The organism is Actinomyces sp. ICM47 (genome assembly GCF_000278725.1).
Classification (GTDB): Bacteria; Actinomycetota; Actinomycetes; order Actinomycetales; family Actinomycetaceae; genus Pauljensenia.
This window is the reverse complement of the sequence record NZ_ALCA01000038.1, coordinates 1-7810: the sequence shown is the minus strand read 5'-3', so window position 1 is coordinate 7810 and position 7810 is coordinate 1. Positions and strand designations below refer to the sequence as shown.

Sequence of the window (7810 nt, the reverse complement as noted above, 5' to 3'; positions counted from 1 at the left end):
CCCGAAGAAGCCAAAGAAAACACCGAGAGGGGCGCAGAACTCGCAGCCGAGTACCTCCTCGACACACTCACCTACGCATGGAACACCGGAGACACACAACCATTCGAAGACATCACGCAACCCGGAGAGAAATTCCGCGAAGGCCACATCAAGAATGTCAATGCTCTCTACGCAAATGGCTGGATGTACGGCAACAAGACAACCGTAACAAACATAGTGTCAGTATTGCCAGCATCTGAAAAGGAATGGGGGGTTGAACCTAATACTATCGCAGTTGTATTCGATGGCACCTCAAACAACGGAATCGCATGCGTTGGACAAAAGATCATCGATAAGAATTCCGACGAGCCAGTCACGTACGCGTTCTTCATGACTTGGAAAAACGGTGGCTGGATTTCAACGGGAGGGAGCGTGCTCAATAATGAGCAAAAGTAAATGGACTCAGGTTATCAAATTTAGCCTCAGCGCCATATTATGCGCCCTTCTTACGATCAGCATTACCGACGAAACAGTTGCTCAGCCGATCGACAATTGCACTGATAACACCGGAATACAACTTGGGATTTGCATCAATACCGACAATGACAGCCTTACCGTGTTGGCGCAGCAGCAGAAGCAGATAAAATCCTCTGGGCAGCCGTCGAGTGGTGGTGGTTCGTCAACTCTGGATGATCAGAGGGCGCAGAAGACGGCTGATGCGAAGGCTAATCCTGTTTCTGGTTCTTACAAAGATCGTTGTAAGGAACTGTTCATTGGGAAGGCGGCCAACAGTCCGATTGTTTCTGATGACACCACTATCGTTCGGTGTGAGCTGCCTCCTGATCCTGAGGGTGGACCCAATCAAGACCCAGGGCGTGTACCCACCACGCGCGACATCCTCTACCTGGCCTCCACCGTCATCCACGCCGACGGGGCCGGGTTGTATAAGCGACCACTCGGGGTCTCCTACACGAACAAGTTCATCCCCACCATCGTCGCGGTCACCAGCCCCACCCAAACCCACGTCATCAACCTGCTGGGACGCGACATCACGATCACGCTCACCGCCACGAACTACGAATGGAACTGGGGAGATGGCACCCCCAACCTGGTCACCACCTCCACAGGATCAGTGTGGTCCGAGGGCATGGATTTAAATACCGACCCGAACCTGATCCGCCACTACTACACGCCACCCCAGGGCTGGCGCTCCATGCTTGACGGCCCATACCCTCACGAGGACCGCGACATCACCCTGACCACCACATGGAGTGGTACAGCCACCAACCCCTTCACCGGGGAAACACAAACCATCAACGGCCTCGTCACCACCACGGAAACCACAGGCAAATTCCCCCTGTCCCACCTGGTCATCAACAACACCGACACCTGGGAAGAAAAACAAGGCCACTAGTCACAGGATGATCCAGACTGTGCCCTCTCTCCATGAGGTGAGATGTGGTGCGGTGGTCCGGCGCGTCGTCAAGTCAGTCGGGAAGGGCTGTGAATCGCTCCCTCACGCGTTGGCAGTACCCTTCGTCGATCTCTATCAATGCTTTAATTGTTCGATAAATTTCAGAGTTCTGTTCTGATAGCACCGTCGGCGCATGCGTTCATCACCTTCGAAGTTGCGCAGTAATAAAAAGGAGGGAATGCGACCAGAATGATCGATCCCCTCCCGACCCGGCCCGGCTAACCAGGCTAAGCCTACGTTGTGCGTTGATAGTAACACCCGGGCTTCGGTATCTGTCAAGTCAAGGCGGTACGTGTACGCGGATTGATGCTGGGTGTGTGGTGCTGCGCGCAATGGGTCCTACGCCACCACCATGGCCGCCGTGCCCGCGCACATGAGGGCGAGGCCCGCCAGGTATCGCCCCGTGAAACGCTCGTGAAACACGGCTGCCGAGAAGGCAACGGTGACGAGAATCGACAGCTTGTCGATGGGGACGATGACCGATGCGGGCCCGTCTTTCAGCGCGTGGTAGTACGCCAACCACGACGCGCATGTCGCGGCACCCGACGCGACGATAAAGGCCAGCTCGCGCGCGGGGATCGACCGCACCTCGCGAATACGCCCCTGCCATGCCACGATCACCCACGCCATGGCCAGCACGACGAACGTGCGTACCGCAGTTCCCAGCGTCGGATCGACCCCGGAGATACCGACCTTACCCAAGATCGACGTCAACGCGGCGAACAGCGCGGACGCGAGCGCGTACGTGAGCCAACTACCGCCCCGGCGCAGGGCGAGCGGCAGCCCAGAAAGGTCGTCGGGGTCGACCATGAGCAGGGTCCCCGCCGTGATCACAACGATCCCGACAACACCCCAGGCGGTCACAGGCTCGCCCAACAGGATCAGGGCCAGGAGGATCGCCAGGACCGTCGACAGCTTGTCGATGGGGGCCACGCGGGATACGTCGCCCCGCGCGAGGGCCGCGAAGTAGCACAGCCACGAGGCCCCGGTGGCCAGGCCCGACAGGATGAGAAACAGGAGCGACCGCCCGTCGATGGTGCCGAGGGATGACGCCGATCCGACCAGGGCGGCCATGCCCCACGCCCCTGCCGCGACGACGACCGTTCGTAGGGCCGTCGCCACTGTGGAACTCGTCGTCGCCACCCCAGCTTTCGCGAGGACCGCCGTCAGCCCCGCGAACAGGGCGGACAAGCAGGCGGCGAGTAACCACATGAGACTAGAGTAGGCCCGTTTCTGATGTTCTTGCACCCGAGCAAAATGACGGTGTGTCATGGGCGTCAGATCGCGAAAAAAGTAGGTTATAGTTGTTGACTATTCGCCTCTGTGTTGAGGCAACAACGCTATGTAAAGGAACAAGATGAGCGACAACATCGACGAGCTTGGCATCAACGGTGAATTCGAAGAAGACGGCCGGGAGATCGTGCTCGACACGAGCGGCGAAGTGGAACTCACGGACGAAGTAACCGAGGGTGTCGATGAGCTGCGCGAAACGATCGCCCAGCAGGACTCGGAGGCCGAAAAGTACGCGATTGAATTCCTCAAGAAGGTCGTGCGCATCCGTGGCGTGCGTATCACGAGGGATGAGTTCCTTCGTCAGGAGCTGCGCAAACTTCACATGAGTGACGAGGCGATCGCGAGCGCGCTCGACTCGAACCCTGTGCTGGCCGGTGTCTGTCTGACTGATCTCGACAAACTTGCGGACGGTGTCATCTCATTCGAGACGAACAAGTCCGCGGCGATGTCCTTCGCGGCTGGTATCCCCGGCGGCTTCGCGATGCTCGGCACGATCCCCGCGGACCTGACCCAGTATTACGTACACGCCTTCAGGATCATGCAGAAGCTCGCCTACCTGTACGGATGGCGCGAGCTCCTCAGTGACATGGATGAGGTCGATGACGAGACGATCGGTGTCCTAGCGATGTTCTTCGGCGTCATGCTCGGCGTTGGCGGCGCGGCCCAGTCGCTGACAGTGTTCGCGCGCTCGGTCGCGATGCCCGCGTTCCAGAAGCAGCTGACCAAGCAGGCGCTTACGAAGACCTCGTGGTACCCGGTCGTGAAGCAATGCCTGCGCTTCATCGGCATCAACCTCACGAAGAAGAGCTTCGCCCAGGGTGTCTCCAAGGTTATTCCAGTCATCGGCGGTGTTGTGTCGGGCGGCATGACTTTCGTGTCGCTCCAGTCCCAGTCCACCCGTCTCAAGGGGCACCTGCGCGAGCTGCCGCCTCCTGGAGTCGACGCCGAGGTCTGGAAGCAGACAGTCAGCGAAGCGACCTCCAAGGACCAGGAACAGGGCGTGCTGGACAGCGCGCAGCGTGCGCTCGAAAGCACGACCAAGGTCGTCGCCGACGGTGCGACGAGCGCTGCTTCCGCCATCGCCGACGGTGCGACGAGCGCGGCCTCCGCCATCGCCGGAGGTATGAAGGGCCTGTTCGGGCGTAAGAATTAACCGCTCACTCACGAGGCTGGGGCTGAGGCGCACTTATCCGTGAACTAGCCCCGGCCTCGTGGCAGGGGAGAGGCGGGTCCCACGCTAGAGTGTGCGTAGATGTCAGTGAGCTGCCGACGGGCAGCGAGACGTGAAGGAGCGCAATGCTCGGCAAAATAAATGACTATGGAGTGGACGGCGAGCTGCGTGGAATTACCGCTGAGCAGGCCTCGTCGGCGGAACAGCACGGACTCGACTTTCTAAAGAAGGTTGTTCGATTCCCGGGTGTGCGGATTAACCGCGATGAGTTCTTGCGCCAGGAATTGCGTGAGCGTGGCGTGCCCGAAGAGGTGATTCGGAGGGCGATCGATACCAACCCTGCGTTCGCTGGTATCCCGCTAGCTGAACTCGATAGGCTGGCTGAGCAAGCTATCTCCTACGAGACAAACAAGTCCGCAGCAATGTCCTTCGCAGCGGGTATCCCCGGAGGATTTGCGATGCTTGGGACGATCCCGGCCGACATTACGCAGTACTATGTGCATGCCTTCAGGATCGTGCAGAAGCTTGCATACCTCTACGGGTGGTCCGAGCTACTCAGCGCGAAGGAAGAGGCAGACGACGAGACGATCAGTATCATTGCCATTTTCTTTGGCGTGATGCTCGACGTTGAAGAGGCAGCTATGTCTCTTTCCTCTTTCGCTAGTTCGACCGTGATGGACACAGTCAAAAAGCAAGTGACCAAGCAGCTCCTGATGAAGACCTCGTGGTATCGGGCTGTCAAAAAGACCCTCCAATATATCGGCGTCAATCTCACCAAGAAAGCCTTCACTCAGGGATTCTCGAAGGTGCTCCCCGACATTGGTGGCGTTGTCTCGAGCGGCTTGACTTTTATGTCGCTTCAGTCGCAGTCTTCTCGACTGAAGAAGCACCTGCGCGAGCTTCCTCCTCCCGGAATTGATGCCGAGATGTGGAAGCAGGGCATTACGACAGCGAACTCTGTTGAACAGGAACAAGGCATCGTGGGGGCTGTCGATGCGGCTTTCCAAGGGAGAGTTGGGATCGCTGCGGTTGGCGTGGTGAGTGCAGCATCGGGTGTCACCAGTGGTGTCAAGGGACTCTTCGGACACCGATAGAAAGATCGCTGACAACGAGGCACGGGCCGGGACCGCGCTCATCCGTGAACTCAGCCCCGGCCTCGTGGCAGGGGAGAGGCAGGTCCCACGCTAGAGTGTGCGTAGAGGTCAGTGAGCTGCCGGTGGGCAGCGAGACGTGAAGGAGCGCAATGCTCGGCAAAATAAATGACTATGGAGTGGACGGCGAGCTGCGTGGAATTACCGCTGAGCAGGCCTCGTCGGCGGAACAGCACGGACTCGACTTTTTGAAGAAGGTTGTTCGATTCCCGGGTGTGCGGATTAACCGCGATGAGTTCTTGCGCCAGGAGCTGACGAAGCTTCGCGCAAGCGAGGAGGTCATCGAGCGGGCGCTGGCCACCAGCCCCGCGCTGGCGGGCGTTCCGCTGCTGGCGCTCGACACCCTCGCCGACGAGACGATCACCTACGAGACGAACAAATCGGCCGCACTCTCCTTCGCGGCGGGTCTGCCCGGTGGCTTCGCGATGCTCGGCACGATCCCCGCGGACCTGATGCAGTACTACGCGCACGCTCTGCGGATCATGCAGAAGCTCGCTTACCTGTACGGGTGGCGTGACCTCCTCGCCGACGTGGACGAGGACGATGAGATGATCGGCGTGCTCGCGGTGTTTTTCGGCGTCATGTTGGGGGTCGGTGGAGCCGCCCAGTCGTTGACGGCTTTCGCGCGCATCGCCGCTAAAACCGCCTATCAGAAGCACGTGACCAAGCGGGCTCTCATGAGCATCACGTGGTACCCGGTCGTGAAGTACTCGCTGCGCGTCATCGGCATCAACATCACGAAGAGTAGCTTCACGAAGGGTGCCTCGAAGATCGTCCCTGTCATTGGCGGATTCGTGTCGAGCGGCCTGACCTTCATGGCGCTCCAGACCCAGTCGGCACGCCTGAAGGGTCATCTGCGTGAGCTGCCCCCTCCCGGGATCGCCGCCGAGGCCTGGGCGCAGCACGTCCTCGACACGACCCCGGCGCGCGGCAAGCAGCTCGTGGTGGACGGCGTCCAGAAAACCATGAAAGGCAAGGCGCAGGTCGTGATGGTCGGGGCGAAGAGCGCGGTGTCGGGCATCGCGGAGGGTGCCACGGGTATTGCGGGTGGCGTGAAACAACGCTTGCGGAAGGGGAAGTAGGTGCCCACGCACGAGGCCGTGGCTGGGAACCGCGCGGACTTGCTCAGCCTGACCACGGCCTCGTGTGTTTAACTCGCCACTGTTTGTCGAACGAGGACTCCCAACGCCCGGCAACCTGCCACCATATGCGGGTGAGTGACACGAAACAGAAGCCCCTGCATTCTTCGACGCAAGAGGCAGGGCCCCTGATACTGCAGGCTTTCGCGTGGGACATGGCGCCGGATGCGAGCCACTGGCGATACCTGGCGCAGCACGCGCAATCGATCGCGGACCTGGGCGTCACCATCATCTGGCTGCCGCCCGCCTACAAGGGAAACTACGGTATCAACGACGTCGGCTACGGCGTCTACGACCTGTACGACCTGGGTGAATTCAACCAGAAGGGCACGATCCCCACGAAGTACGGGACGAAGGACGAATACCTGGCTGCCATCGATGCCCTGCACGAGGCGGGGATCGCCGTGTGCGCCGACATCGTCCTCAACCACCGCATGGGCGCGGATGCGACCGAGATGGTGCGCGCGACTCCGATCAACCCACATGACCGCCATCAGGTGATCGGCGAACCCGAAATGATCGAGGCGTGGACCCGCTTCACGTTCCCGGGCCGCGGCGGCGCCTACTCGGACTTCACGTGGGACTGGACATGCTTCCATGGCATCGACTGGGACCAGGCGACGCAGCGCAAGGGCCTGTGGCTCTTCGAAGGAAAGCACTGGAACGAGTCCGTCAACACCGAGTTCGGCAACTTCGACTACCTCATGGGCTGTGACGTGCACGTCACGGACCCGCGCGTCAGCGAGGAGCTGGACCGCTGGGGACGCTGGTACGTGGAGACGACCGGCGTGGACGCGCTGCGCCTGGACGCCGTCAAGCACGTCGGATCCGACTTCTACGCGCGCTGGCTCGAAGACCTGCGCACCTCCACGGGCCGCCTGCTGCCCGCCGTCGGCGAGTACTGGAGCGGCGACGTGCGCGAACTCGAGGCCTACCTGCACGAGGTCCCCAACGCCATGCTCTTCGACGTGCCTCTGCACTACCACCTCCACCAGGCATCGGTCTCGGACGGCAACGTCGACCTGTCGCGCCTGTGGGAGAACACGCTGACGGCGTCGATCCCGGAACTGTCCGTCACCTTCGTCGAAAACCACGACACGCAGCCCGGACAATCCCTGGCCTCCACGGTGGCCTCCTGGTTCAAGGCAGCCGCCTACGCGCTGATCCTCCTGAACGAGGCCGGGGTGCCCTGCGTCTTCTGGGGGGACCTCCTGGGAACGCCCGAGACCGGCGACCTGCCTGCTGTGCGTGAGCTCCCCATCCTCATGGGCGTGCGCTTTCGCGCCGCGATCGGTCCGCAGCACAGCGCCTTCGACAACCCGGACGTTGTCGGTTTCTCCCGCGAAGGTCGGGCGGACGTGCCCGGCACGGGCTGCGCCGTCATCCTCTCCGACCGTCGCGCCGCCGAGAAAACCCTGTACGTGGGAACCCACCACGCGGGCGAGGAGTGGGAGTGCCTCATCGGCGGCCACCCGTCCGTGCGCGTCGCCGACGACGGTACGCTGACGGGCACCGTCAGTGACGGGGGCCTGAGCGTTTACGTGCCGCGCGTCTGAGCGTGACGCAGCCCGGGCCTCGTCGACGGGGACGAGGCCCGGGTCAG

Annotated in this window: 7 protein-coding genes; 6 read left to right on the top strand and 1 reads right to left on the bottom strand. The window is 61.1% G+C overall.

Annotated elements, in window-relative coordinates:
• Both HMPREF1136_RS11010 and HMPREF1136_RS11145 read left to right on the top strand, forming a co-directional pair.
• On the top strand, positions 1 to 435 hold a 435-nt coding region (locus HMPREF1136_RS11010; protein WP_009647790.1), incomplete at its 5' end, for a DUF6318 family protein.
• Positions 422 to 1393, top strand: a complete 972-nt coding sequence (locus HMPREF1136_RS11145; protein ID WP_232204161.1) for a hypothetical protein — start codon at positions 422 to 424, stop codon at positions 1391 to 1393. The genes HMPREF1136_RS11010 and HMPREF1136_RS11145, both read left to right, overlap by 14 nt.
• A 399-nt stretch (positions 1394 to 1792) precedes the next feature.
• Here HMPREF1136_RS11145 and HMPREF1136_RS02705 read toward each other — a convergent pair whose 3' ends face one another.
• Positions 1793 to 2665, bottom strand: a complete 873-nt coding sequence (locus HMPREF1136_RS02705; RefSeq protein WP_034504581.1) for an EamA family transporter — start codon at positions 2663 to 2665, stop codon at positions 1793 to 1795.
• 145 nt (positions 2666 to 2810) lie between these two features.
• On the opposite strand from HMPREF1136_RS02705, the gene HMPREF1136_RS02700 reads away from it, so the two are divergent.
• From HMPREF1136_RS02700 to HMPREF1136_RS02685, 4 genes are all read left to right on the top strand, one after another.
• Complete coding sequence (locus tag HMPREF1136_RS02700) at positions 2811 to 3899, top strand: EcsC family protein (RefSeq protein WP_009647784.1); 1089 nt, start codon at positions 2811 to 2813, stop codon at positions 3897 to 3899.
• Between the two features lie 143 nt (positions 3900 to 4042).
• Complete coding sequence (locus HMPREF1136_RS02695; protein WP_009647789.1) at positions 4043 to 5011, top strand: EcsC family protein; 969 nt, start codon at positions 4043 to 4045, stop codon at positions 5009 to 5011.
• A gap of 149 nt (positions 5012 to 5160) precedes the next feature.
• Entirely contained in the window at positions 5161 to 6150 is a 990-nt protein-coding gene (locus HMPREF1136_RS02690; RefSeq protein ID WP_009647787.1) for an EcsC family protein, read from the top strand.
• Between the two features lie 125 nt (positions 6151 to 6275).
• Positions 6276 to 7763: an alpha-amylase gene (locus HMPREF1136_RS02685; protein WP_034504574.1), complete on the top strand. Its 1488-nt coding sequence runs from the start codon at positions 6276 to 6278 to the stop codon at positions 7761 to 7763.
• The last annotated feature ends 47 nt before the right edge of the window (positions 7764 to 7810 follow it).